Origin of the sequence: Aquimarina sp. BL5 (genome assembly GCF_003443675.1) — a bacterium.
Classification (GTDB): Bacteria; Bacteroidota; Bacteroidia; order Flavobacteriales; family Flavobacteriaceae; genus Aquimarina.
Map to the genome: position 1 here is coordinate 2,143,623 of NZ_CP031963.1, position 24,563 is coordinate 2,168,185.

The 24,563-nt window shown below is 31.4% G+C and carries 24 protein-coding genes; 18 read left to right on the top strand and 6 right to left on the bottom strand.

All coding sequences use genetic code 11. From position 1 onward, the window contains the following. Positions 1 to 333 precede the first annotated feature (333 nt). The 5 genes from D1818_RS09160 (at position 334) to D1818_RS09180 (ending at position 4,722) form a co-directional block, all read left to right on the top strand. Positions 334 to 1,494 (top strand): gliding motility-associated C-terminal domain-containing protein, encoded by a 1,161-nt coding sequence (locus D1818_RS09160; RefSeq protein WP_118458198.1) that lies wholly within the window; start codon positions 334 to 336, stop codon positions 1,492 to 1,494. A gap of 308 nt (positions 1,495 to 1,802) precedes the next feature. Next, positions 1,803 to 2,351, top strand: coding sequence for a ClpP family protease (locus D1818_RS09165; protein ID WP_118458200.1), 549 nt, complete (start codon positions 1,803 to 1,805; stop codon positions 2,349 to 2,351). Positions 2,352 to 2,523: 172 nt separating this feature from the next. Next, positions 2,524 to 3,249 carry a M15 family metallopeptidase gene (locus D1818_RS09170; protein ID WP_118458202.1) on the top strand — a complete coding sequence of 242 codons (726 nt, stop codon included), beginning with the start codon at positions 2,524 to 2,526 and terminating at the stop codon, positions 3,247 to 3,249. Positions 3,250 to 3,300: 51 nt separating this feature from the next. After that, complete coding sequence (locus tag D1818_RS09175) at positions 3,301 to 3,786, top strand: CAP domain-containing protein (RefSeq protein WP_158596984.1); 486 nt, start codon at positions 3,301 to 3,303, stop codon at positions 3,784 to 3,786. 168 nt (positions 3,787 to 3,954) lie between these two features. Next, positions 3,955 to 4,722: a M48 family metalloprotease gene (locus D1818_RS09180; protein WP_118458206.1), complete on the top strand. Its 768-nt coding sequence runs from the start codon at positions 3,955 to 3,957 to the stop codon at positions 4,720 to 4,722. Positions 4,723 to 4,781: 59 nt separating this feature from the next. Here the strand turns inward: D1818_RS09180 and D1818_RS09185 are convergent, their stop codons facing one another. Continuing rightward, entirely contained in the window at positions 4,782 to 5,162 is a 381-nt protein-coding gene (locus D1818_RS09185) for an ankyrin repeat domain-containing protein (protein ID WP_118458208.1), read from the bottom strand. 478 nt (positions 5,163 to 5,640) lie between these two features. Here D1818_RS09185 and gpmI point away from each other — a divergent pair, with 478 nt between their 5' ends. The 3 genes from gpmI to D1818_RS09200 all read left to right on the top strand — a co-directional run bounded on the left by gpmI (position 5,641) and on the right by D1818_RS09200 (position 9,023). Further along, positions 5,641 to 7,158, top strand: coding sequence for a 2,3-bisphosphoglycerate-independent phosphoglycerate mutase (gene gpmI, locus D1818_RS09190; RefSeq protein ID WP_118458210.1), 1,518 nt, complete (start codon positions 5,641 to 5,643; stop codon positions 7,156 to 7,158). A gap of 176 nt (positions 7,159 to 7,334) precedes the next feature. Next, the gene (locus D1818_RS09195) at positions 7,335 to 7,901 is read left to right on the top strand and encodes an RNA polymerase sigma factor (protein WP_118458212.1); all 567 of its coding nucleotides are present in this window, start codon (positions 7,335 to 7,337) and stop codon (positions 7,899 to 7,901) included. Between the two features lie 24 nt (positions 7,902 to 7,925). Then, positions 7,926 to 9,023, top strand: coding sequence for a FecR domain-containing protein (locus D1818_RS09200; protein ID WP_118458215.1), 1,098 nt, complete (start codon positions 7,926 to 7,928; stop codon positions 9,021 to 9,023). Positions 9,024 to 9,474: 451 nt separating this feature from the next. Here the strand turns inward: D1818_RS09200 and D1818_RS09205 are convergent, their stop codons facing one another. Further along, positions 9,475 to 10,332 (bottom strand): hypothetical protein, encoded by an 858-nt coding sequence (locus D1818_RS09205; protein ID WP_118458217.1) that lies wholly within the window; start codon positions 10,330 to 10,332, stop codon positions 9,475 to 9,477. 420 nt (positions 10,333 to 10,752) lie between these two features. Here D1818_RS09205 and map point away from each other — a divergent pair, with 420 nt between their 5' ends. Together map and D1818_RS09215 are read left to right on the top strand one after the other, a co-directional pair. Continuing rightward, positions 10,753 to 11,571, top strand: coding sequence for a type I methionyl aminopeptidase (gene map, locus D1818_RS09210; protein WP_118458219.1), 819 nt, complete (start codon positions 10,753 to 10,755; stop codon positions 11,569 to 11,571). Positions 11,572 to 11,584: 13 nt separating this feature from the next. Beyond that, the gene (locus D1818_RS09215; RefSeq protein WP_118458221.1) at positions 11,585 to 12,352 is read left to right on the top strand and encodes a class I SAM-dependent methyltransferase; all 768 of its coding nucleotides are present in this window, start codon (positions 11,585 to 11,587) and stop codon (positions 12,350 to 12,352) included. A gap of 27 nt (positions 12,353 to 12,379) precedes the next feature. Here D1818_RS09215 and D1818_RS09220 read toward each other — a convergent pair whose 3' ends face one another. Further along, positions 12,380 to 12,982 (bottom strand): RNA polymerase sigma factor, encoded by a 603-nt coding sequence (locus D1818_RS09220; protein WP_118458223.1) that lies wholly within the window; start codon positions 12,980 to 12,982, stop codon positions 12,380 to 12,382. A 602-nt stretch (positions 12,983 to 13,584) separates the two neighbouring features. Here D1818_RS09220 and D1818_RS09225 point away from each other — a divergent pair. Genes D1818_RS09225 through D1818_RS09240 form a run of 4 tightly spaced genes read left to right on the top strand, consistent with a single transcriptional unit; the run spans position 13,585 to position 16,633 of the window. Beyond that, positions 13,585 to 14,004: an ABA4-like family protein gene (locus D1818_RS09225; protein WP_118458225.1), complete on the top strand. Its 420-nt coding sequence runs from the start codon at positions 13,585 to 13,587 to the stop codon at positions 14,002 to 14,004. Further along, positions 14,004 to 14,804, top strand: a complete 801-nt coding sequence (locus D1818_RS09230) for a hypothetical protein (RefSeq protein WP_118458227.1) — start codon at positions 14,004 to 14,006, stop codon at positions 14,802 to 14,804. Before D1818_RS09225 ends, D1818_RS09230 begins: the two co-directional genes overlap by 1 nt. A 10-nt stretch (positions 14,805 to 14,814) precedes the next feature. Further along, positions 14,815 to 15,897 (top strand): sensor histidine kinase, encoded by a 1,083-nt coding sequence (locus tag D1818_RS09235; RefSeq protein WP_118458229.1) that lies wholly within the window; start codon positions 14,815 to 14,817, stop codon positions 15,895 to 15,897. Next, positions 15,878 to 16,633, top strand: a complete 756-nt coding sequence (locus D1818_RS09240; protein ID WP_118458232.1) for a LytTR family DNA-binding domain-containing protein — start codon at positions 15,878 to 15,880, stop codon at positions 16,631 to 16,633. The genes D1818_RS09235 and D1818_RS09240 overlap by 20 nt, the downstream gene beginning before the upstream one ends. A 24-nt stretch (positions 16,634 to 16,657) precedes the next feature. On the opposite strand, the gene D1818_RS09245 is transcribed toward D1818_RS09240, so the two are convergent. The 3 genes from D1818_RS09245 to D1818_RS09255 are packed head-to-tail and all read right to left on the bottom strand — an operon-like array spanning position 16,658 to position 18,967. Then, positions 16,658 to 17,653, bottom strand: a complete 996-nt coding sequence (locus D1818_RS09245) for an FAD:protein FMN transferase (protein ID WP_118458235.1) — start codon at positions 17,651 to 17,653, stop codon at positions 16,658 to 16,660. A gap of 5 nt (positions 17,654 to 17,658) precedes the next feature. Beyond that, positions 17,659 to 18,036 carry a Na(+)-translocating NADH-quinone reductase subunit F gene (locus D1818_RS09250; protein ID WP_118458237.1) on the bottom strand — a complete coding sequence of 126 codons (378 nt, stop codon included), beginning with the start codon at positions 18,034 to 18,036 and terminating at the stop codon, positions 17,659 to 17,661. Positions 18,037 to 18,088: 52 nt separating this feature from the next. Next, positions 18,089 to 18,967, bottom strand: coding sequence for a DUF4846 domain-containing protein (locus tag D1818_RS09255; protein WP_118458239.1), 879 nt, complete (start codon positions 18,965 to 18,967; stop codon positions 18,089 to 18,091). Positions 18,968 to 19,084: 117 nt separating this feature from the next. Here D1818_RS09255 and D1818_RS09260 point away from each other — a divergent pair, with 117 nt between their 5' ends. The 4 genes from D1818_RS09260 to D1818_RS09275 all read left to right on the top strand — a co-directional run bounded on the left by D1818_RS09260 (position 19,085) and on the right by D1818_RS09275 (position 24,345). Continuing rightward, the gene (locus D1818_RS09260) at positions 19,085 to 21,028 is read left to right on the top strand and encodes a sensor histidine kinase (RefSeq protein ID WP_118458241.1); all 1,944 of its coding nucleotides are present in this window, start codon (positions 19,085 to 19,087) and stop codon (positions 21,026 to 21,028) included. A 17-nt stretch (positions 21,029 to 21,045) separates the two neighbouring features. Continuing rightward, positions 21,046 to 21,681, top strand: a complete 636-nt coding sequence (locus D1818_RS09265) for a response regulator transcription factor (RefSeq protein ID WP_118458243.1) — start codon at positions 21,046 to 21,048, stop codon at positions 21,679 to 21,681. 111 nt (positions 21,682 to 21,792) lie between these two features. Beyond that, positions 21,793 to 23,469 (top strand): fibronectin type III domain-containing protein, encoded by a 1,677-nt coding sequence (locus tag D1818_RS09270; RefSeq protein WP_158597063.1) that lies wholly within the window; start codon positions 21,793 to 21,795, stop codon positions 23,467 to 23,469. A 9-nt stretch (positions 23,470 to 23,478) separates the two neighbouring features. Beyond that, on the top strand, positions 23,479 to 24,345 hold the full coding sequence (locus D1818_RS09275) for a hypothetical protein (protein WP_118458247.1): 867 nt from the start codon (positions 23,479 to 23,481) through the stop codon (positions 24,343 to 24,345). Positions 24,346 to 24,563 lie beyond the last annotated feature (218 nt).

Consider the following 24,563-nt stretch of genomic DNA (forward strand, 5'->3'; position numbering starts at 1 on the left):
ACCTACCCAGAAGTATAACCCATATATCAAATAAGAATATAAACTATTAAAAATCGTCATAATGAAAAATCTTCAATCCGAAATCAATTTATTTTTTAAGAGTATCTATTGATATCGTAAAAAATAATAAGGGAAAAAATCATTAACCACAAAGCCCTTATTATTCTTACTACAAAACGTAATTTTCGAAATAAATGTCTTTTATCGTCAATAAAATGCATTTAATCGATAAAATATGTCATTTCGCCTGTAATAAACATTTATTTCGAAAAAAAATGTTATTTTTACCTCATAATAATTACGGTTAAAACGTAAAATTTGCCCCAACAAATTATGCAAAAATATTTTTTACTCTTATTCCTACTAATCGCCTCGACTTTATTTAGTCAACAAGCCTTTCATAACTATGGAGATATTCAAATACATGATGAAGGTCAAATAGGGTTTCATTTAGATTTAATAAACGATGGAGGTTTTGATCAAAATGTTGGCTTTACTGGTTTCTATAATCAAAATAGCTTAACAATTTCTGGAACTAATCGTCCTATTTTCTATGATATGGAAATTGATGTATTAAATGATTTATTTCTAGAAGTTGCCGTAGGAGTTAATAATTTTCAAGAGTTTACAAATGGAAGAGTTTTTACTCCGAGAGATCAAATAAATGTTTCTTTAGATTATCTTAATGACGCTCCTTATTTAGGAGAAAATAATGATCGTTACGTGGATGGTTACGCTACTATTACCGGTGAACTTGATTTTTCTTTTCCTATCGGTGATGATTTTCGTCACAGACCTGCACGGATAGAGAGTCAAGCAGCTAACAATACTGCTCGAGCAGCTTATTTCTTCGAAAACCCTAATTTCCCAAACTTCTTCTCTGATAACTTTGATACCAATAGTTTTGGAGATTTATTATTTGGTATTAGCATTTTTGAATTTTGGGACGTAGACGGAGATCAAGAGACAAGAGTAACGCTCACGTGGGATACTAATAGTAATATACCAACATTAGTAAATGACTTATCTGATCTAAGAGTTGTAGGATGGGATCCTAATTTAGAACAATGGGTTAATTTAGGAAACACTATTGTTACAGGAGATCTTGATACAGGGGAAATCACTTCAGAATTAATAGTTCCTGATAATTACGTTGCTCTTACATTTGGCACCTCTGGTATTATATTAGATGGAGACTTAGAAATTTTTACCGCTGTTTCGCCAAATGGAGATGGATTTAATGATACGTTTGTTATACAAGGACTAACGCAATTTCCAGATAACGAATTGTTTATATACAATCGTTGGGGTGTATTGGTCTATAGCCGAAAAGCGTATCACGAAGTTCAACAAACTTCTGAAGCTTTTAATGGTATTTCTCAAGGTCGAGCAACTATTGCAAAAGGAGAAGAGTTACCAGTAGGAACTTATTACTATGTTTTAAATATTAAAGGAACAAAAGATAGAGCAGGATATCTTTATGTCAATAGGTAGATTCCCGACCGCTATCTATTTGTGTTTTAAATCAAAAAACGTTTCTTCACTAGGAAGTAATTTGAATATGTAAAATACTTAAATTATCACAACTAATTCAAAAACTTATCAAACAACATCTTTTTTAGAAACTATGAATTCATCAATTTTGAATTAATAGTTTAACTAGTAATAAAATAGATTTCTAAAATCTTGTTAAATATTATACCTATGTAGACAAGTATCAAATTTGTTATCATTTATTTCGCGATATTTTGTAAAAATAATTATACTTTTAACTACATTTAGAAAAAATAATCATACATCACATGAAAGAGAAATCAGGAAAAATCCAAGATATAATAGATAAGAAATTTTTAGAAGAGCGTAGTGTTTTTTTATGGGGTCAAGTTGACGACAAATCAGCTAAGCACGTAATTGATAGGTTGATGTATCTGGATACGATTAACAATGAAGAAATAAAACTATACATTAATAGTCCTGGCGGTTATGTAACATCTGGATTTGCTATGTATGATACTATTAAAGCTCTAAAAAGTCCTGTCTCTACTATCTGCACAGGTTTAGCTGCATCTATGGGATCTATTCTGTTAAGTGTTGGCGAAAAAGGACGTAGATTTATCCAACCTCACGCTAAAGTAATGATACACCAACCTAGTGGTGGAGCTAGAGGTCAAGCTTCTAATATAGAAATTCAAGCTACAGAAATTTTGAAAACTAAAGAATTAAGTGCTCAAATTCTAGCAGACAATTGTGGGCAAGAAATTGAGAAGGTATTAAAAGATTTCAATCGTGATTACTGGATGGATGCTCAAGAATCCATAGAATATGGTATTGTTGATGGAGTTCTCTCCTAATCACAAAATATTTTATTACTAAACCTTCTTTTTTTAAGATTAAAAACACACCGCAGGACATCAATAATAGGATGTATTACTGCGGTGTCTCATTTTATTTTCTTAAATTACAGATACGTTTATAAGCTTTAGGGATCACTCTTTCTGATTCAAAAAGATAAATTTGTTACTAATGCAAAGAAAAAAATTTATTCAAGTAAGTGCTATGGGACTGGTAGGATTATCTTCTATATCATTTACCGATTTTCAGTCGCAATATACAAAAGGTGATCTTATGGGAAAAGGAAATCCTAAACTTGTAGGCGAAGGACATAAACTACGAAAAAAAGCACATCAAGCTTTTTTAAAAATGAAAAGTGCAGCCTTAGCGCAAGGTATTAAACTTAAAGTAGTTTCTAGCTATAGGGACTATGAGCATCAAAATCGTATTTGGGAACGCAAATATGAAAGATATACTGCGAGTGGATTATCCCCGATAAAAGCGATCCACAAAATAATTGAGTACTCTACCATTCCTGGTACTTCTCGTCATCATTGGGGTACAGATATGGATATTGTAGATGGGAGTGTTAAACAACCTAAAAATGTGCTTTTAGAAAAACACTTTCATAATGAAGGACCTTTTACCAGATTTAAGACATGGATGGATCACAACGCCAATGATTTTGGCTTCTATCTTGTTTATACCAATAAAAAAGGTAGGAAAGGATTTAAATATGAGCCTTGGCATTACTCCTACGCCCCGTCATCAGTACCTATGCTTAAAGAATTTAAAAAACTCGATATTAAATCTGAATTGCAAAAGACGGTATTAATGGGCAGCTCTAATTTTACTTCAGAATTTATACAACAATATATGGATCAAAACGTATTAGACATTAATCCTAAATTATTGTAATATATACTAAAATCAGTTTCTCTAAGTTATAATATGAAAGTCCAATATCTTATGAAAAGCATTTTAAGATTTTTATATATAACACTGATTATAATAACAATAGCCTCCTGTTCTTCTGAAGATGATGCAGGAATTACAGATGTAGAAACAAGTGAACTCACTAATGAAACCAATATTTCTGATGCCATATTAACACTTGTCAATCAACATCGCGAAGGTTTAGGCTTATCCGTCTTATCCAAAAACGGAACAGCAGAACAATTAGCTATTGATCACACCAAATATATGATTTCCGTAAACGAGATCAATCATGATAATTTTAATCAAAGAGGAAATGCTCTAAGCGATCAAGAGAATGCAACAGGAACGGCAGAAAATGTAGCGAGATTTTATACGGATGCACAAAGTGTTGTAAATGGATGGCTTAATAGTCCTGGACATAAGGAAAATATAGAAGGTAATTATATGTATACTGGTATTTCTGCAATAAAAGATCAAGATGGCAGGTACTATTATACCCAACTTTTTTATCGTTAACCATGCATCAACTATGCTAGTTAGCACTATTCGTGTTCCATAGTCCGAACACAACACCTCTAGTAGTTGCTTACCAAAAATGTTATTTGCATTTATTGGTAAGCAACTTTTATATTTAGTAACTTTAGGTATCCAAAAAAACATTTACATTAATTAAAATATAACTCCATGAGACGTGGTGGATTAAAAATAAGAATATTAATAGGGCTTGCTATTGTGGCTTTTGCTTTCTTTAAGAAGTGCAACAACAAAACTCTTAATGAGTATACAAATAGAATCCAAAATATAAACATGACCGCCGATCAGGAGATAGCAATAGGGCTTCAGAGTGAACCGGAGATAACCAGACAACATGGTGGTCTTTATCCAGATCAAAAACTTCAAAATTATGTAGATAATGTTGGAAACAAGCTTATCGCTAATACGATGGCGAGACAGTCACCTTACCAATATGAATTTCATCTTTTGGCAGACCCTAACACCATTAATGCATTTGCACTACCAGGAGGTCAAATATTTATAACCTTTGCACTTTATTCCCAATTACAGAATGAGGATCAATTAGCGGGAGTTTTGGGTCATGAAATTGGGCATGTATTAGGCAGGCATTCTGCAGAACGAATTGCGGAACATGAATTTTGGAAAACTATTTCTACAGGAGCTTCTGTTGGTGCAGATGCTGGAGGACTCGTAAGTGGAATAGGACAAAATGTACTTTTAGGTAATGGTAGAGATGATGAATTAGAGAGTGACAAATTAGGCGTTTTGTTTATGATCAATTCTGGTTATAATCCACAGGAAATGATTGGTGTTATGCAAATTCTAAAAAATGCAGCTGGTCCTAACCGTACTCCAGAATTTCAAAGTACGCATCCAGATCCTGATAATCGTATCGAAAAAATTCAGGAAGCTATAGAAGAATATAGTGGACAATAAAAAACTTCGCTTAGAATGTTTCTAAGCGAAGTTTTATTGATGTTCAATTTTTTAAAATGCTAGGACAATTCTTTGAGAATAGCTATTGCATCTTTAGCATTTGATAACTTAGCAAATTTCATTGCCGTATACCCCTTGCTATCTCTAGTCTTAACCTTTGCTCCTTTTGCTACCAATAATTTAATGATATCCGCTCTATTATATCGTGCAGCGTACATTAATGGTGTTTTCCCGTCTGATTGCTTGTTTACGTCGCTTCCCAGCTCTATCATCTTTTTTACAGTTTCTAGATCTCCTTTTACGATTGCCATGCAAAAAGCGCTTAATTTATAAGTTGTTAGTTCGTAATTATGACTATCTGTAGTCATTGGTTCTTCTGAAGCAAAGCTTACAGATGTGATGAATAAGATCATCAATGCGGTTACAATTGTTTTTTTCATGATGTTTTGAATTTATTAAATTATGTTTAATACGTTTGATTAATTACATGACTTCGTAAACGCATATTTTGTTACACTTAAAAATATAAATAACAGAATTTTAACCTGTTCATAACAAAATATTCTGATAATGTTTTAAAAAAATTAACAAACCAAAATCCTGCAATACTTTTTGTAAATAAAATGAGTACCAAAATTAAATTTTACCTCCTTCTTTCTAGTTAACAAAGAATTAAGTTATCATCATTAAAATGTAGTTAATTATAAGAATTACTTATTTTAAACCCTGACAATTAAAGCCCATTAATAGTTCTTCAAAAAAATATACAAATAAGCAATGATACTTCATTAAAATTAGCAAGAGACAATTCTTGTTTTTTTGGGCGCTTCTAATCTATATTGTAATTTAGCTTCTTGTTATGCTTTTCAATAGTCACTAACTCGAGATGATTGAGAAACATCAAATCACATAAAAAAAATGAACAAAAAAGTAATCTTAATGATTCTGGATGGATGGGGAACATCTCCAGATCCTAAAGTTTCTGCTATAGATCATGCTGAAACACCATTTATTGACAGTTTATACACAAAATATCCAAACGCAGCTTTAAGAACTGATGGTCTTCATGTAGGTCTTCCTGATGGGCAAATGGGAAATAGTGAAGTAGGTCACATGAATCTGGGAGCAGGGAGAATAGTATATCAGGATTTAGCGAAAATTAACCTAGCTATCAAAAATGATACATTGAAAAATGAACAAATACTAACCGATGCACTTAGTTATGCAAAGGAAAATAATAAGAATGTTCATCTATTAGGATTAGTAAGTGATGGTGGAGTACATTCTCATATTAATCATATAAAAGGATTATTAGACGTAGCGAATTCTAAGGGATTAGAAAATGTATTTTTACACGCTTTTACCGATGGTCGAGATGTAGATCCAAAATCAGGAATACATCATATAGCAGCCATTCAAAAACATATGGCTGAATCTACAGGTAAATTAGCCTCTATAGTAGGAAGATATTATGCGATGGATCGTGATAAACGATGGGAACGTGTGCAACTAGCGTATGATCTTATCGTTAACGGAAATGGAGAACCCAGTACTAATGCCATTGAGAGTATCCAAAAAAACTATGATAATAACATCACCGATGAATTCATAAAACCAATAGTTATAGAAGAAAATGGATCTCCTGTAGCTACAATTAAGGATAATGATGTAGTTATATTCTTTAATTTTAGAACGGATCGAGGTCGAGAGCTTACAGAAATGTTATCTCAATCGGATATGCATGAATACAACACTCATAAATTACCACTGTATTATGTAACAATGACTAATTATGATGAGAATTTTGATGGAATCCATGTAATCTATGATAAAGATAACATTACTGAAACCTTAGGAGAAGTATTATCTAAAGCTGGCAAAAAACAAATTCGTATTGCAGAAACCGAAAAATATCCACACGTTACCTTTTTCTTTTCTGGTGGACAAGAAGAACCTTTTGAAGGTGAGTCCAGAATTCTTAGAAATTCTCCAAAAGTAGCCACCTACGATCTTAAACCAGAGATGAGTGCCTATGAATTAAAAGATGCTCTTATACCCGAATTACAAAAAGGAGAAACTGATTTTGTATGCTTAAACTTTGCCAATGGTGATATGGTAGGTCATACTGGAGTTATGGAAGCAGCTATCAAAGCTTGTGAAGCAGTAGATGAATGTGTTAAGGATGTAGTAACGACGGGATTAGAAAACGGATATAGCACAATATTAATTGCAGATCATGGGAATTGCGAGACAATGATTAATCCTGATGGATCTCCCAATACAGCTCATACAACGAACCCTGTTCCGATGATCTTCATTGACAATGATCAAATACAAATTAAAGATGGAGTACTTGGGGATATTGCACCTACAATTCTAGAACTTATTGGAGTAGATCAACCTACTGCAATGACTCAAAAGTCGTTAATTAAGTAAATTATTAAGTATCTGAAGTTATATGGCAGTCACACATCTAGTGTGGCTGCTTTTTTTATATCAAAATTTCATTTTAGTATATTTAACATTTTATTATAATAATATATTAATAATACACGCAGCGGAATCCTACATTCTCAGTTATAATTTATGAGAGTAAGCACTAACCCTTATTCATGAATAAAGAAGAACAAGACAGACTGGTTAAAGCCTGTAAAAAGAATAACCGGGATGCCATGGAAAAAATGTATAACGTCTATATGCCCAGGATGCTTTCGGTAAGTTTTCGCTATTGCAAAAATCAATCTGATGCAGAGGATATAGTGCAGGATGCCTTCATCAAAGTTTTTAAAAATATTAAAAAGTATAAACATAATGGAACATTAGGAAGTTGGATAGAAAGAATCGTTGTGAATAGTGCAATTGATCACTGGCATAAAATGAAAAAGACTGTTTTAATAGATAATTCAGAATTCATAGAAGAAAGTGATGTTCAGGAATTAGATGAAATTGAAAAAGATCAATTTTCAAAACAACTTTCTGCAGAAAAGTTAAGAACATTGATAAGTGATTTGCCTGAACAATATAGATACGTATTAAATTTATATGCTATTGAAGGCTATTCGCATAAAGAAATAGGAAAAATATTGAAGATTAAAGAGAGTACTTCTAGATCAAATTATACAAGAGCAAGGAAAAAACTTTTAGAAAACATGAGAGCTATCGGAATTGAAAAACACTAATTGCTATCTCTAAACGAGAACCAAATGAAAGAGGATAAAGACCTTTTAAAAGAGCTTTTGAACACAAAACTTAAAGATGATGTCATGGAATCGTCCAGACATAGCTTTGATAATATTTTTGATGCTGTACAAGAAAAATCAGATAATAAAAGTTCTTTTTTATGGTATACGATTGGTGTGATTGTCCTAATGCTTATTGGTGTCTTTACTTTGTATTATATCAAGAATAATCAAACCTCAAAAACGAACATAGAAGAAACAAGCAAAGAAATCCCTACTCAAAAAGAAAATCTCAACCTTGTAACAAATACTACCGATACAATATCCCACGAAAAAGAAGATACTAATATCCTTATAACAGAAAATGCTACAACAGAGGATATAAATGAATCAAAAAAAGATATAATTGATAAACCGATAGATGTAACTACGTTAGAACCAGAAGATGAAATTATTGAAAAAGGAGTCATTACGGTTACCTATACAGCTTCGGATAAATACGCCTCTACCGAACACACCAAATACAATAAGCTTCCAGACTCCAGTACTATTGTAGTTAGAAAAAACAGTAAAGTAAATTTTACTGCTACGAAACAAGGGTTTCGAAGAGCTGACATTACAGGAACAGTATTTTTAAATATTAAGAGTGATACATCTAAACCATTTATACTGTTCGGGAAATATTCTAAAACACAAATTACAGGTAATTCTTTTGCCATCCATTCTGATACTAAAGGAGATCTATTGACTCTTATTGACGGAACTGCTAAAGTGGTTCACAACAGCACCAAAGAAGTTAGGAATTTAACTCCTGGAGAAAGTCTTAGAATCGATCAAAATGGTATTTCTTCATTAAAAAGACCTTCAAATCGATTCGCCTGGAAAACAGGTATGTTAGATTATCAAGATACAAGTATTGACCAAATCATTAAAGATCTTGGAGAGAATTATGATGCTAAAATCCTACTAAAAAATGCAGATATTCTTAAATGTACGTACTCAGGATCTTTTGAAAAAGCTACGACTATAAAAGTATTAAACAGATTAGCCAAATCCCTAAAATTGAAGATATCAAAAAAGGATAGTATACACGTTATTACTGGAAAAGGTTGTAATAAATAATAATGACCTAAATTTCATTCTTCAAAAAACACATCAAATTGATTGAGATTCTAATCAGGATTTTGTTTCTAAATCCTGTGCATAAATATAAAACTCCTATTAATTGAGGCAATCGGATACCTGAATCAGAGTTAATATCAATAGAAGAGCTATAATTTTATATTAGAGTTTATAGAAAATACAATTTATATTTTTACTTCCCCCAGAAAAGAATAGGACCTATCTATTTAATCAAGAGCAATGAATAGATTCTTACATTTATAACCATTAACATTGAAGTGATTTAATCCTAATAAGAAAGGTTTTTCATACTTATACAAAGACTCTATCTTATACAAATAATAGTATAGAACCTCTTGAAGAAAATGATTTGAAATCTAAAAAAAATGCATAAAAAAAACCGTCTGTAAGTAGGTTTACAAACGGTTTTTACATTTAACTAAACTATTTATTATAAATCAAAAACAATAGATTCTCCATTATCACCTGTTAATATAACTTCTTTATCACAAGCTCCATCTCCAAAATCAATATTAAAGTTGATACCAAAACTGCTAGAAAAATCTAACGATCCTTGAACAGGATATTTTAAAAAATTATATCTATTAAAACAAGCTACTTTATAAACCAATGGCGCACCATCAACAGACTCTGATTTCATAAAAAATGCCTCAGTAATTCCCTCTACTGATGATGATTCTTGTAGTGTAATGACTTCTTCCGAAGTAAATCGGTTCTCAAATGCAAAGTTTCTATTAGCTGTATAACGATAAGAATTCCCATTAGGTTCAGTAATAACTCCATCTATAACAACATCAAACACCTTTATCGTTTCTGTACTTAAAGCTTCATTTTGTTCAGCTACTCTATAACCATCAAACATATGACCATCATTTCCTCTTACATTTTTGAATATGGTAGAATCTTTCCACTTCTGATTAAATACTCCTGCCACATAATATTCTAGTTTACCCGTCCAATCATCAAACTGACATTGTTCTTCCGTATAATTAAGAATCATCTTACTGTAATAGTCATATTCCTCAAAACCTGGCAATGGGTTTTCCTGGTTAGAAACTAACAACTCGACAGAAACACAACTTTCCTGAAAACTTTTTGATGAACTTTGAACATCTTCAAAAGCCTTCTCTGAAATTATATCAAAACTATCCATAGCACCATCTAGGCTATTAAATATCTCAAAGTTTTCCTTATCACTATTCTGAATAGATACATTGTCATCCATATCCTCTACGGTACAACTTGCTATTAATCCTAAAGTTACTGTACAAATCAAAAATTTTCTCATGGTTTACTTTTTTTAAATGAATATTATATTGGGTTTTCTATCTATTAAACTTGAAAAAATAAAAACGCTGCGTAATTTTTTTATTTTTTTTTAAAATCCATAACCATGTTTTTAAATTATCCTCAATATAACTGGGCTTAACAACTATAAAAAAAATTACGAGGGTGTCTGAAAAGTATTATAAATTCTGGATTGTCAGTCTGAGCTTGTCGAAGACATTTTGAAAATCAAGACATTAAAAACTTCGACAGGCTCAGTTTGACAGGAATACAATACTTTTCAGACGCCTCCTCTTTTTTACATGAATTTCATCATGAATTTTACTAAAAAGGGTTCTAAATTAGTAGATATGGAATTTTCAAAACACGGTTTCACTAATAATATTCTTTGTAAATTTGCCTTCCCATAATTAGGAGTACTATGATTATCGTTAAAACACGTGAAGAAATAGAATTAATGCGCGAAAGTGCACTCATTGTCTCTAAGACATTAGGTATGCTAGCTACCGAAGTAAAACCAGGAGTAACTACCTTACAACTAGATAAGTTAGCCGAAGAGTTTATAAGAGATCACGGTGCTATTCCGGGGTTTTTAGGGTTATATGATTTTCCTAATACTCTATGTATGAGTCCTAATGAACAGGTAGTACACGGTATTCCCAATAATACTCCATTAGAAGAAGGTGATATTATATCTATAGATTGTGGCGCGATCAAAAATGAATTCTATGGAGATCACGCATATACTTTTCCTGTGGGAGAAGTATCTCCAGAAGTTGAGCGATTATTAAAGATTACTAAAGAGTCTCTATATAAAGGCATTGCAGAATTAAAAGTTGGAAAACGCGTAGGTGATGTAGGATATGCGATCCAGAAATTTACAGAAGAAGCTGGATACGGAGTGGTTAGAGAACTTGTAGGACACGGTTTAGGTCGTAAAATGCACGAAGATCCAGAAATGCCCAATTATGGTCGCCGTGGAAGAGGCAAAAAATTTATTGAAGGAATGGTAGTCGCTATAGAACCTATGACTAATATGGGTACGCATCGTATCAAACAACTTAGAGATGGATGGACCATTCTTACTGCAGATGGTAAGCCAAGTGCTCATTTCGAACATGATGTTGCTATTATAGATGGAAAACCAGAAATTCTTTCTACGTTTAAATACATCTATCAGGCATTAGGTATTGAATCCGATGAAGAAGATGCTTTTAGACAAGAATTATTAGCCGTTTAAGTTTTTTCTTATAATGAAAAAACTCTTTAAACTTATACTAAATACCATCCCAAGACCACTGCTAATTCGTTTGAGTTATGTGGTAAGACCGTTAATTTCATTTTTCTTAAGAGGAAGTAAATATATAGATCCAATCGATGGAAAAGGTTTTTCGAAATTTTTACCATATGGCTATGGTACCCAAAGAGACAATGTACTTTCTCCCTCTACCCTTTCTTTAGAAAGACACCGATTACTTTGGTTATACCTCCAAAATGAAACTAGTTTTTTTACAGCGAAAGCTAAAGTTTTGCATTTTGCACCAGAACAAGCTTTTTATAAAAGGTTTAGAAACTTAAAAAAATTAGACTATACTACTACAGATCTTATCTCTCCATTAGCAGATGTGAAAGCTGACATTTGTAATCTTCCATTTCCAACCAATGAATATGACATCATATTTTGTAATCATGTTTTAGAGCACATTCCGGATGATACGAAAGCTATGCAAGAGCTCCTAAGAGTTCTTAAACCTGGCGGAATGGCAATCTTACAAATTCCTCAAGATCTCAGCAGAACAACTACTTTTGAAGATAATAGTATTACAGATCCAAAAGAACGTGCTAAAATTTTTGGTCAATACGATCATGTACGAGTATATGGAAGAGATTACTTCGATAAACTACGATCTATAGGTTTCCAAGTGAACGAAGTTGATTATACTAATGATCTTTCTAAAGAAGAAGTGACTAAATATTGCCTTGCTCCGGGAGAAATACTTCCGGTATGTTATAAGCCATAAATCCAACTTCTTATAATCTATTAATTGTCAAGAAACTTCTTTACTTATAACCTCAGGCTTTGATATAAACATCAATTCTGAGAACAATGAATCGTTTTCGATCATTTCTAGTAATTGCTTTTTACTCTCGAACTTCTTTTTCCTAACATATCCCTCAGAATGACCAGTTATCAAACCTATTTCCCTCATACTTTTTCCTTCTAAAAACAAGCTTAATATTTGTTTACATTTACAATTCAGATTTACAAAGTGCTTTCTAAACAATTTTTCCCTTTCGCTTTGTTCTATCTCATTTATAATATCCGTACTATCCTCCAACTTTAAATCATCAACATTATTACCACATGATATCTTACTCTTTTTTCTTAATCTGGTTCTCCATATATTTTTACAAACCCCATAAAAATAGGTGTGTATTGAACAATTTATAACCAGAGAATCGGATTTTAGTTTTTGATATAATATAATAAGTGCATCCTGAAATATATCTTCAGAATCTCTTTCAGTACCTGAATTCTTAATTATAAAACTATTAATTACAGTAAAATTCCTTTCATAAAACTCCTTTAATACCTTTTCATTCCCTTTTACAATTCCGTTAAAAATTTTGATCTCATCATTGTACCCCATATTGATGATTTGAGTGTTAGTTAGTTGTTTGCCCTACATAATATCTGTAGCAAATTTTATTCCATTGTTACATGAGAAATTATAACATTTTAAAAACATCATAATTCAATAAAACCCCTGATATCAAGTATTCGATAATGAAGTTAATTATGAATTAAAAAACTTAAAAGTATAAATTAGGGAACCCCTACTTTTAATGAGTAAAAATGATTTTACAAAAAGACAATAAACCAATTCGATACATGCATATAAGATATTCAATGGAAAATAGATTTTAAAGTTCCGAAGCAAGCTTCGAGGTATTAAAACTAAGATACCGCTGAAAAAGCGGAATTATTTCAGTTATCTATTTTTGAATGTGTTGCTAAGCAACTTTCATTTCACAAATAAAATAGATTTTCACATCAATATGAGTATTGGGTTATTAGTTTCCTTCTACATGCATACTAGATTTTCTGAACCATATTTTTTATTCAACCTGTAATATTACATTTCAATATGAATTAGCGACGATTCAGGGATAAAGTTATTTTATGTTCTTCTCAATAGTAGGAAATTGAGCTCATCAAACAATCAATTCATCATTTAAAAACCGAACAAATATGACTCCGACTGATGTTTTTTCTTTTGCCAATATGATCGCTATGCCTATGTGGATCTTAATGGTTTTGCTTCCAAAATGGAAAGTAACTCGATTTCTAATTGATTTTAAAATAGTCCCCTTACTATTATCCATAGTATACGCTATTTATATTTTTCTAGCTATGCAAATAGGCGGAGGAATGGATTTTGGCAGTTTAAGTTCGGTTATGGAATTATTTACCGAAGAAAATGCTGTACTCGCTGGCTGGGTACATTATCTAGCTTTTGACCTCCTTGTTGGAATGTGGATACTAGATCAAAATAAAAAATTAGGAATTCATCAATTATTAATCGCTCCTTGCCTTTTTGCCACATTTATGCTAGGGCCAATAGGTTTTCTACTTTTTATAATCATCAGAACAATTAAACTAAAAAAATAATGAAGTATCTAAGTGAAGTATTTCGTATCGTAAAAAAGGAAAGCCCTATTCTTTATTGGGCGGTACTAATCAATTTTATTACTGCGATTGTATGTATAACAGGACTTTTTATAGACGACAGAACCATAGCAGGAATTAATGTTTGGGTCAAACCTTTAAAATTTTCAATCTCTATAGCTATTTATACTTTGACCGTAGGGTATTTGACCACTTTATATCCGTACTCCAAAAGAAAGAAGAACATTATAAACAATATCGTTTCCTGTACATTATTATTAGAATTAGCAATTATTTTTTACCAAGCTTCTAGAGGTGTCCCTTCTCATTATAACGAGTCTACTCCCTTTGATGCTATACTATTTTTAGGAATGGGATTTTTCATTGGAATCAATGTATTGATCATGCTATTATTTATTTTTGATACAATACGATTGAAATTAGACACTACAAAATCTATTCAATATGCTATCTTAATGGGTTGGTTAATTTTATTTTTTGGTAGCTGGGTTGGTGGTCAGATGATAACCCAAATGACACACAATATTGGCTCTATTGATGAAGGAACTGGTCTCCCACTGGTAAATTGGAGTACAATAAGTGGAGATTTGAGGGTAGCTCATTTTTTCGGATTGCATGGGATACAAATAATTCCGTTATTCGCATTATGGGTATCTAAGAAATGGAAGGTTTCCAATAGAAACCAGATCGTTACAGTACTATTTTTTGGATTACTATATGCTACGTGGATAGGATTCACATTTTATCAGGCGAAACAAGGTATGCCTTTACTTAAACTATAATTAAACCAACATGTTAATTAATAAAAAGAAGCGCATAAAATACTTAGGTTTTGATGACTTTTGGTTTATTATCATAGGGATTTTAATTCTTAGCTTCATTACAGATTACCTTTTTAGTAATTCATTTGTACGACATCCTTTCGGTAAGGCTATTATTAGTTGGAGTGTATCCCTTTTCTTTTCTACTTGTGATTGGTTTATTATTCGTTCCATCATGATTTTTTTACGAAAAAGATTACCCAGTTTTAAAGATAATTCAAAGCGTATCTTTTTGTTCTTTATCGCCATTGTGAGTACTGTTTTTTTAGTAGATTTTTTCGGCAACATAATATTATCTTTTATTTTGGGATTGAACTATAATCCTTTATCCAGAGCTAAAATATTGCTTCCTATTATTTTGATTAGTACCATGACCATGGCGATATATGAGGCTATTTATTTCTATATAAGACTTAAGAAATCAATAAGAGAAGAAGAACAAGCAAAGCAAATGATCGTACAAACACAATTAGACACGCTTAGAAATCAAGCACAGCCACACTTTTTCTTTAATACTCTTAATACACTGCGTGATATCATTGATCAAAATTCTAAAGAGGATGCAAAAGAATTTGTAGACAAACTATCGGATGTATATCGTTTTATATTGGAGTCTGGAAACGCAAATCTAATTTCACTTAGAGATGAATTAAAATTCGCAAAGTCCTATATTCATATACAATCAGAAAGATTTGGGAATAACCTGAAAGTGAATTGGGATATTCCAAAAGTTTCATTAAATGCTATGATTGTACCTATGAGTCTTCAGCTTTTATTAGAAAACGCCATAAAACATAATGTCATTTCGAGATCAAAACCATTAGTAATATTAGTAGCAACTAAAAATAATTTTCTCATCGTAACTAATGAGATTCAACCTAAATCAACACAAATACCTTCTACAAAATTGGGACTAAAAAATATCGAAAAACGCTATACATTAATTTCTAGTAAACCAATCGAAATAAAAAATGATGGAAATCAATTCATTGTTTCTCTTCCATTGTTAGAACTTTCTGATCAAAAAAATAAGTATGCAGGTATTAATCATTGAAGACGAACCAAGAGCGGCAAATCAATTACAAAGTAAGCTTGCTTCTTGTAATTTTAAGTATCAATTATTAGATATCATCGATACCGTTGAAGATGCTGTAAAATGGTTTCAAAAAAACACTGCTCCCGATTTAGTTTTTATGGATATCCAATTGGCAGATGGATTAAGTTTTGAAATTTTTCAGAAAGCAGATGTTGATGTCCCAATCATTTTTACCACAGCTTTTGATCAATATGCTATTCAGGCGTTTAAAGTAAATAGCATAGATTATTTATTAAAACCTATACAGCAAGATGAATTAGATAGCGCCCTAAATAAATTTACCAAATCCAATAAACAACCTACAGTCGATCCAGGTGTATTAAAAAAATTACTTGACAGCATGCAGATTGTAACCAATAATCGAATAGGGATTTTGGTTAAAGATGGAAACGGATTTGTGCAAATTAAGGTTTCTGATCTTCTATATTTTTATTCTGAGGATAGCATCACCTTCGGAGTAACTTCTAATAAGAGATATATTATTAACGAAACTATGGATCAATTATTTAATTCACTGAATTCTGATGAATTCTATAAAATAAATCGTGGGCAAATTATTTCTAAAAATTCAATTCAGAAAATAGATTCATATTTTAATCATCGAGTTAAACTTTCTATTTCAAACTCAAGAGATCAAGAATTTATAGTAAGTAGACAAAAGACAAATGACTTTAAAGAATGGTTAAACAGCTGATCGGTTAACTACTTTTTTTTTTGATTAGTTATCAGGGAAACCATTTAGCGTAAGTGTTTTTAGTTCCTTTTTATCATCTTCATAAATAAAATAAACTTTCAGTTCTGGATGTTTATTTAGAAACTGTTTGGATCTCTCTAGTCCCATAGACATCAAAGCAGTAGCGTATGCATCGGCTTCCATACAGGTTTTAGCTAAAATCGAAACACTTAAGAGATTGGACTTATGAGGATACCCCGTTTTTGTATCGATAATATGTGCATACCTATTCCCATTTTCATCTAACTTAAATTTGCGATAGCTTCCTGAAGTGGCCATTGCTTCATTTTTTAAAGAAAGTACTTTACTATAAGATTGTGTTTGATCAAAATTTGGATCTTCTACTCCAATTTTCCAAGGCTTCACTTTGATCAAGTTACTGCCTTTGCCTCTAATCTCACCTCCTATTTCCACTAAATAATTTTCAAAGTTTTTAGCTTCCAAAAACTCAGTAAATACATCAACCGCGTACCCTTTTGCCAAAGCATTAAAATCAATAAAAGTCTTAGGGTGTTGTTTAATAATCTTATTATCCCGCAATGTTACTTTATCCAATCCAACAGAGATTAATAAACTAGCTATTTTAAGACTATCTAACGCTACTATTTTACCTTCTGGCCCAAAATCCCAAGCATTCACCAAAACGCCAACAGTAGGATCAAAAACTCCTTCTGTTTCTTTATAAATTCTTTTTGAAGTATTAAATACATTTTTAAAATGATTATCTACAGAAACGGTTATATCCCCAAAGTTTATTTTAGAAATATCAGAGTCATTTTGATACGTCGACATTGAGGTATTAATCACATTTATTATACTATCATAAGACGCAGAAAGATCAATTTCATTTTTATCAATAAACTGAACCGAAAATGTAGTGCCAAATGCATCTCCACTTGTATAATTAAGATACTGTTCCGGTGTTTTCTTGCAAGATAACAGACATACTAGCAAGCAATAAATAAGAAGATTACGAATCATAGGCTTTAATTAAGATGTGTTTCTATTACTTGTAATCCGGCATATTCTAAAACATATTCTTCATTTAATAAAATAGGCTTATTGGGATTTTCTGAATTCTGTAATCCAACACCTGCATAAAATACTTTTGCCTCTTGTTCTCTGGCATGCTTTTTAAATGCTTCCATCCATACCATATCATAATTATGTGGATTATCGGGATATGCTACTGCTTTTACAATTACAAAGTATCTTTGATTAGAAGCATCAATACATACAAACTGTGGATGCTTTCCTAATTTACTATTAATCGCAATAAATTCGTAACCCCTTTCTTCTAGCTCTTCCCCAACAATATTCATTGCCAGATTATGAAGTTCTTGTTTAGTTAATATCCTTGTCATAGCAGGGCAAAGATAGTACCTTAATTCTGAATTAAGAATGCAGAATTTTGAATTATTTAAACCGAATAAACAATGACTCTTCAAAATGATAGCTAGGCGTATACACAGCTACATTTTCGCTAAATCTATACCAAGGCGAAATACTGGTATCTTCAAAATTTTTAAGCAGACAGACATTCTGAGCTGGCGTATTTCCTTGTGCTAACAAAAATAGTTTCATTCCTTTATCATTTACTATTTCGTCCACTATGATTTCTATATGCCCAGGAGTTCCAGGATTTACTAACATATCACCGATCGTTAAATCTTTAACTTTAATTTTAGGTAGTTCTGTGTACAAAGATAAAGTCCCGGCGTACGTATAAATCAGATTGAGATATTTATAGAAATTAGCTTTAGAAGAATTAGGTGATGCTGTTTTATGAAAAGTTACTTTATTTCCTCGAATCTTAGGTCGATATCCTTTAGCATATTTTTTCCAGGAACAATAATGACCTGAGGTAAAGTTAAATCCTATTTCATCTTTTCTATTCGCATCCCATAAATATTCTGCTCTCATTCTCATTAAAGCATCAGCACATTGTTGCAATCCATTAGCAGGAACAGGAATTTCTAAAATAGCATCATGCCAATGTTGCGCAAAGTATCTGCTATTATCATAATTAATAATCGGTGATCCATGATTTTTTAATCGATAATGACGAAGATATTCCTGAAAAGATTCTTTTGGATACACTGTTCTTTTATATCCTTTTGGAAGCGTAACTCTAGTACTAATAGAATCTCCTAATTCATTAATATAACTGGGTGTTGAAATTGTGTTTTCTATGATTCCTTTTACATGGTTAGTTAATTGTTTTCCTCTTGAATTCATTCTAAGAATGACTATTAAAGCAATAACACCTAATCCAATTAAAAAATATTTCTTCATAAAAACAGCATATACCAAGCAAGATACTTAAAAAAGAAAAAATCAGGGTAAACCCTAGTTTTTAATAAGCAATTAATCCCCTGATATCCAAATAATTTAAATTTGATATTTTTGAGTATGATCCATTTAGTAAAAACTATAAAACATTATTTAATTGTATTCTTATTATTATCTTCTTTTTCTACTCCTGCACAAGAACTTGATAGTTTATACAATATCCTGAATACTAAAAAAAGTGATTCAATTATTGCCAAAGTTCACGGAAGAATAGGTTGGCTTACAATGTATACTGACTCTAAAAAAGCGCTACAACATCTAGATTCATCTCATGCCATTTACAAAAAACTTAATGATGAGAGAGGCTTAGTATACACTTCTTATCGAAAAGCTGTTATAAACAGAACGATAGGGAATTTAGAATTAGCGCTTAGCCAAATGAATTCATTTAAAGTATTTGCGGAGAAAGAAAACAACGAAAAGAATATAGCAAACGCTGCCTTCCAGTTGGGTGTTATTTACAGCGAGATGGGAGATTACCCTAAGGCTTTAGAACAATACCAAAAAGCAATCACTATTTATGAAAAAAATGACAATATTGATAGCATAGGTTTTGTCTTAAATTCAATAGGAATAATCTATAAAAATACAAAACAATATAACAAAGCGATACAAACGTATAGAAAAGCAATAAAAATTCATGAAGGAGAAAAAAATCCGAATCGTTTAAGTGATGTATATTATGGCCTAGGTTCAATTTTTAATGAAAAAAAAGCAACAGATAGCGCGTTAAAATACTATCGAAAATCAATCAAATTAAATAAAATGATTGATAAGAAATGGGGGGTAGCTCTTAACTTTACTGAAATTGGAAATATTTATAGAGAAGAAAAAAAGATAGACAGTAGTATATATTATTTAAACAAATCTTATGAACTTCAAATCGAAAATAATTTTAATTCAAATTTAATTTTAACCATTGCAAACCTAGTATTGTTAGAAGTTGACAACAATAATTTTAACAGAGCTGAAACTTTATTTAAAAAAGGTATTTCTATTAAATCTGAATCCAAAAAATCAAAAAGAGAGATATATAGGTCAGGATATCTGCTATATAAAAGAAGATCTAATTACAAAAATGCCTTAAAAAACCTTGAACAATTTAACACCTTAAATGATAGCATAATTAATGAAAGTGTACTAAATAATGTTAATCAATTAGAAATCAAATACGAGACCGAGAAAAAAGAAAGAGAAATTGCAGAACAGAAAATTCAGATTCAAGATCAAGAATTAGATTTAATCAAAAAACAACGACAAGTCACTTTATGGTCAATTACTGGAGGTATTTTAGCATTAGTATTAGGTATTACATTTTGGTTCAACAAAGAAAGACAAAAGAGAAAACAACAAGAAATTGAGAACCTTCAGAAACAGCAAGAAATCATAAAACTAGAAGCTTTGGTCTCAGGTGAAGAAAAAGAACGAGTACGATTGGCTCAAGACTTACACGATGGTATTAATGGTGATTTATCGGTCATAAAATTTAAAATGAATTCTTTAAACAAAAAGGCATTTTCAGAGACCGAAACAAATACGCATATCCAAGCCATAGAGATGCTAGATAATGCAATTGATCAGGTTCGTAGAATTTCACATAATCTAGCACCTCCATCCTTGCATAATTTCAGCTTATTAGAAGCGATCAAACAGTATTGTAATAAAATACAACAAACAAATCCTTTTACTATTGATTTTCAAGATTTCGGAAACTCTTTTTCTTTTGATAGTGAGAAAGAAACTGCTATATATCGAATCATTCAGGAACTACTAAACAACATTGCTAAACATGCTAAAGCTACTGAAGTTTTAATTCAGCTAAACAATACCGAAGAATCCTTAGAAATAACTGTCGAAGATGATGGTCAAGGATTTGATATCCAAAATGTGAAGAATGGAATCGGTTTGCAAAATATAGCTTCACGTGTTTCTTTCTTAAAAGGTAATCTACATATAAACTCAGGAAATGACGGTAGTGATTTTACCATTACTATCCCCTACTAAACCAGCACAGAAAACTTATGATCAAAGTATGTATTTTAGATGATCATCAAATGATCATAGAAGGATTAGAATCCATGTTAAAATTAGAAACCGATATTTCTGTAATTAACAGTTTTACGCATAAAGCAAACTGTTATGATTTTTTTGAAAAAGAAATCCCTGATGTATTACTTCTAGATATTAATCTTAAAAATGATAATGGGATAGCAATATGTGGTGAGCTCTCTAAAACATATCCTACCATTAAGGTTATTGGTGTTAGTAATTACACAGAACCTGGTTTTATAAAAAACATGCTAAGAAGCGGAGCCAAAGGATATCTTCTAAAAAACACTACACAAGAAGAACTGGTAGACGCGATTAAGACCGTTATGAATGATCAAACATTTTTACCTCGTTCTGTAGAAACTATTTTATTAAATGATAGTATAGGTTCTCCACAATCCAAAAGAAGTATTCCAAAATTAACCCGTCGTGAAAAAGAGATATTACAACTGATCAGTGATGAAATGACAAATGCTGAAATTGCAGAAAAATTAATAGTTAGCATTAAAACCGTAGAAAGTCATCGAAATAATCTCCTCCAAAAATTTGGAGTTAAAAATGCAGCAGGACTTATAAAAAATGCTATGAATATGGGTTTTATTTCTTAACGCATTAAAAAACTCAGGGTTTACCCTAGTATTCACATTTACAACATATTACTGATTCGCGGTATCACTTCATTTTAGACCTTAGCTATATAATTATAAGCCATGTCAAAAATGAAAAAAATACTTCTATTACTTATTGCTAGCTATTTAATTAGTTGTAGCAATGACGATTCTACCACAACGAATCAAGCGCCAGCTAATTTTACGGTAACTACAGAAATAATAAATAATGATGTTACTATTTCTTGGACTGAAGCAACAGATCCAGAAGGAGAACAAGTTACTTATGAAGTCATATTAAACTCTGAAAGCATCAGCATTGATCAGGAAAGTACATCGTTTCAAATAGATGATTTATCCTATGACACTACTTACGAAGGAAGTATCATAGCTAGAGATGTTGATGGATTAACCACGACTAGCGATTTTAGCTTTAGCATTGGAGAAAAAAATAATACTCCTCCTACTATTGAGCTTTTAGGTATCGATAATGGTGAAGTAATACAACAATTCACAGATATTACCCTAACCTGGAAAGGAATGGATCAAGAAAACGATCCATTAACATATACTGTAAGAATTGGACCAAGTCCTGGCAGTCTACAGCAAATGGCATTTAATTATACAGAAGAAAACTATATTATAGATTATCTAACTACTGGAGAAACCTATTATTGGCAGATAAGCGTATTTGATGGTTTGGTTAGAACCGATTCAGAGATTAAAGGCTTTAAGGTATATGAAAAAGTTTTTGAAGGAGATTATGAAATTAATAACCTTCAAGAAATGGAAACATTTGCTAATGAAGGCTATACACAAATTACAGGCAATTTTTCTCTCATAGATTACGCTGATACTAATAGCGATGGATTACAATCACTTAACAAAATTGATGGAAACCTTATTATACGTAGAACCAATTTATCGGATTTAAAAGGTTTTAAAAACCTAGAAATTATGGAAGGGGATCTTTTAATTTCGAAGAATAACTTTATATCAAATTTAGAAGGTCTTGAGAGAATTAAAAAAATTGACAAGGGGCTTTTCATTCTCCGCAATGAACTGCTTTCTGACCTTAAAGGAATTGAAAACATTGCTTTTACTATGGATGGACATGTAAGTTTTATTGAAAATAGTTCATTAAGTAATATGTCAATTCTTGAAAAAATACGTAAGATAAATGGTTACTTATGGATTCAAGGTAATCTAATAACCAACCTTGAGTTCCCTAATTTAGAAGAAGTAAACGGAGAGATCATCAATAACATCGGCCATCAAATCGGAATAAAAATAGCCCTTAATCGTAAGCTAAAAAAAATACAAATGCCGGCTTTGACAAAGGCTTCAAGAATAGAAATACGATATCATTTTCTTCTTACAGAAGTTACAATGAATAGTATAACTACCATTGAAAACGAACTCCTAATTTCTAGTAACGACGATTTAACTACGATTAATGGCTTTCAAAATTTAATAGGGAATAGCGCTAATTTTTCTCTAGAAATCAATGGAAATCGAAAATTAGAGAATATTACGCTCCCGAGTATTCATACTATTGACAAAATTTTAATAGAACAAAATGAAAAACTAGCAACCATCCAACTCAATAATCTAGAAAATGTAACTACTAGTTTTAGCATTCTAAATAATGAAATTCTTGAAGATTACTGCAGTCTAGCGAGCTATGCAGTTAAAGCACTAGAGGAACAAAAAGAAATCATTACTCAAGGAAATCTGTACAACCCAACTACAGCGATGATCGCTACTAGAGAAGGATGTAAACTATAAAAAATCAACATGAAAAAATCTATATATATCATCATGATAATTTCTAGCAGTATATACGGTCAATTGACGGGTCGCGTGGAATACAAAGAAGAAGGGGTAACTTTTAATATCCCAACAAACTGGGTAGGACAAGAAGTAGAAGAAGTTTTTATTATGGGATCTCAGAAAGAAGCAGGCTTAGTAGCAATTACTGCGCATCCCGTTAGGAACTTAAAAGAACTACAAGATAATATGCAATTAGGACTACAAGAAGGAGGCGTTACACTACGTCTAAAAAACAACCTTAAAAAATTATCTGACACATCAGTAGAAGGTATGTATGAAGGTGTTATAGACAATCAAAAGGTACAAGGAAATGCTATTGGACTATTAAATTCTTATGGAAAAGGTATCGTCATATTTTCTTTAATAAGTCCAGATTTATTTTCTAATCGAACTTTACAGATAGGTAGAGAAGTAGCTAATAGTGTACGTTTTAATACTCCTCAACCATCTAATAACTCTTCTAATGGTTTAAATGCAGCTCAAGTAACCAAAGATTTAGGAGGAAATAAACTAATTTACTCAGAAAGTTATTATTCTAATACTCCTGGTGGAGGTGGTTATGAACGAAGCAAAGAAATTAATCTATGTCCTAATGGCGCATTTACGTATTACGGTAGCAGTTATCTAAATTTTACAGATCCTAATTTTGACCCTTATAGAAAAAATGGCCAAAGTCACGGCACCTGGAAATTTATAGATCAAAACGGAAGCGTATATCTAAACTTAAATTACAGAAATGGTAGTAAAGAAAATCTTCTTGTGCGCTACAAAGATGACAAAACATTTCTTGATGGAGGCAGATATTATCTAGGTGATGTAACCTGTTATTGATATATCAAAATATTTTAAAACAATCTTATGCAACGTACTAATATGAATTAAAGTCTTTCATATATAAACATTTAGCCAATAGGTAAAAGGGAAATCAATAATGATTTCCCTTTTCTATTTTAATTAAATATACAAGTATAAATTAACAAAATATTAATAAACAATCTATTTTTTCCCTTTGTCTTTAAAGTAATTCACAACATAAATTTAAATAAGAC

Coding starts and splice junctions, on each gene's coding strand:
- D1818_RS09160 (WP_118458198.1), top strand. CDS start 334: ATGCAAAAATATTTTTTACTCTTATTCCTACTAATCGCCTCGACTTTA.
- D1818_RS09165 (WP_118458200.1), top strand. CDS start 1,803: ATGAAAGAGAAATCAGGAAAAATCCAAGATATAATAGATAAGAAATTT.
- D1818_RS09170 (WP_118458202.1), top strand. CDS start 2,524: ATGCAAAGAAAAAAATTTATTCAAGTAAGTGCTATGGGACTGGTAGGA.
- D1818_RS09175 (WP_158596984.1), top strand. CDS start 3,301: ATGAAAAGCATTTTAAGATTTTTATATATAACACTGATTATAATAACA.
- D1818_RS09180 (WP_118458206.1), top strand. CDS start 3,955: ATGAGACGTGGTGGATTAAAAATAAGAATATTAATAGGGCTTGCTATT.
- D1818_RS09185 (WP_118458208.1), bottom strand. CDS start 5,162: ATGAAAAAAACAATTGTAACCGCATTGATGATCTTATTCATCACATCT.
- gpmI (WP_118458210.1), top strand. CDS start 5,641: ATGAACAAAAAAGTAATCTTAATGATTCTGGATGGATGGGGAACATCT.
- D1818_RS09195 (WP_118458212.1), top strand. CDS start 7,335: ATGAATAAAGAAGAACAAGACAGACTGGTTAAAGCCTGTAAAAAGAAT.
- D1818_RS09200 (WP_118458215.1), top strand. CDS start 7,926: ATGAAAGAGGATAAAGACCTTTTAAAAGAGCTTTTGAACACAAAACTT.
- D1818_RS09205 (WP_118458217.1), bottom strand. CDS start 10,332: ATGAGAAAATTTTTGATTTGTACAGTAACTTTAGGATTAATAGCAAGT.
- map (WP_118458219.1), top strand. CDS start 10,753: ATGATTATCGTTAAAACACGTGAAGAAATAGAATTAATGCGCGAAAGT.
- D1818_RS09215 (WP_118458221.1), top strand. CDS start 11,585: ATGAAAAAACTCTTTAAACTTATACTAAATACCATCCCAAGACCACTG.
- D1818_RS09220 (WP_118458223.1), bottom strand. CDS start 12,982: ATGGGGTACAATGATGAGATCAAAATTTTTAACGGAATTGTAAAAGGG.
- D1818_RS09225 (WP_118458225.1), top strand. CDS start 13,585: ATGACTCCGACTGATGTTTTTTCTTTTGCCAATATGATCGCTATGCCT.
- D1818_RS09230 (WP_118458227.1), top strand. CDS start 14,004: ATGAAGTATCTAAGTGAAGTATTTCGTATCGTAAAAAAGGAAAGCCCT.
- D1818_RS09235 (WP_118458229.1), top strand. CDS start 14,815: ATGTTAATTAATAAAAAGAAGCGCATAAAATACTTAGGTTTTGATGAC.
- D1818_RS09240 (WP_118458232.1), top strand. CDS start 15,878: ATGCAGGTATTAATCATTGAAGACGAACCAAGAGCGGCAAATCAATTA.
- D1818_RS09245 (WP_118458235.1), bottom strand. CDS start 17,653: ATGATTCGTAATCTTCTTATTTATTGCTTGCTAGTATGTCTGTTATCT.
- D1818_RS09250 (WP_118458237.1), bottom strand. CDS start 18,036: ATGACAAGGATATTAACTAAACAAGAACTTCATAATCTGGCAATGAAT.
- D1818_RS09255 (WP_118458239.1), bottom strand. CDS start 18,967: ATGAAGAAATATTTTTTAATTGGATTAGGTGTTATTGCTTTAATAGTC.
- D1818_RS09260 (WP_118458241.1), top strand. CDS start 19,085: ATGATCCATTTAGTAAAAACTATAAAACATTATTTAATTGTATTCTTA.
- D1818_RS09265 (WP_118458243.1), top strand. CDS start 21,046: ATGATCAAAGTATGTATTTTAGATGATCATCAAATGATCATAGAAGGA.
- D1818_RS09270 (WP_158597063.1), top strand. CDS start 21,793: ATGAAAAAAATACTTCTATTACTTATTGCTAGCTATTTAATTAGTTGT.
- D1818_RS09275 (WP_118458247.1), top strand. CDS start 23,479: ATGAAAAAATCTATATATATCATCATGATAATTTCTAGCAGTATATAC.